1 protein-coding gene is annotated in these 456 nt (G+C 53.3%); it reads right to left on the bottom strand.

From position 1 onward, the window contains the following. Positions 1 to 253: 253 nt before the first annotated feature. The coding region (locus tag ARTSIC4J27_RS23060) for a hypothetical protein (protein WP_235436460.1) at positions 254 to 456 on the bottom strand (203 nt) is incomplete at its 5' end.

The raw sequence follows: 456 nt of genomic DNA, 5'->3' as shown, positions 1-456 counted from the left end.
CCCCCAAAAAAGAGAGCCAGTAACCATCACGCGCAGCCAGATCCAGGTTCATATTCTTGGAAATTGCTTCTTATAAAAGATGCTCGCGTCCACTATGTAGTTCTCAAACAACAACCCCAAACCACACACCCCACACAACTACATGCGCGATCGGTGCAGCCAGGAAACCAGAAACAAACAAACCCGCCAGAAACCCCCACATAGGGGATCCCCGCCGGCCCTGTTGCCTCAGGACCCAACAGTGTGCCAAACACTAAACCACCCAACCCCGCTCCCCACCGTTCCAGGACACCCTCCAAAGAGAGACATCCGTACTAGACAAGAAGAAGAACAAGCAGCCGCTATTTGTTGATATTCCACCCTTGAGCACCCGCCGCAGAACAATCGTCTGCGCAACGGGCATATACTCCTGACAAACCCCCACCACCACATACGCGGCCATGAGAACTTGTAGGC

The organism is Pseudarthrobacter siccitolerans (genome assembly GCF_001046895.1).
In the GTDB taxonomy this organism is placed as follows: domain Bacteria; phylum Actinomycetota; class Actinomycetes; order Actinomycetales; family Micrococcaceae; genus Arthrobacter; species Arthrobacter siccitolerans.
This window is presented reverse-complemented; position numbering and strand designations above follow the sequence as displayed.